The following is a 230-nucleotide window of genomic DNA, read 5'->3' as shown; positions in this document are numbered from 1 at the left end:
TTGGGCGTGGACCTGTCCTTCGATGAGTTCGGTACCGGCTATTCCTGCCGGATGGACCTTATGCGCCTGCCGGCTAACGTACTCCAACTCGACCGCGGTTTCGTGCGCGACCTGGAGCAGGATAGCGATGACGCTGCGATCGTCTCGGCCATCGTCGCCATGGGCCAGGCACTTGGCTTGCTCATTGTCGCCGAAGGCGTCGAAACCGACGGCCAGCAGGAATTCCTCAC

The 230-nt window shown here is 61.7% G+C and carries 1 protein-coding gene; it reads left to right on the top strand.

Features of this window, described 5'->3' with window-relative positions; translation table 11 throughout:
• Positions 1–230, top strand: a 230-nt coding sequence (locus tag OH705_RS28985) for an EAL domain-containing protein (protein WP_267303670.1), incomplete at both ends; no start/stop codon positions are given.

Source organism: Pseudomonas sp. BJa3 (assembly GCF_026343815.1).
GTDB lineage: Bacteria > Pseudomonadota > Gammaproteobacteria > Pseudomonadales > Pseudomonadaceae > Aquipseudomonas > Aquipseudomonas soli.
Note: the sequence above shows the minus strand (reverse complement) of the source record. Positions and strands in the feature narration are given on the sequence as shown.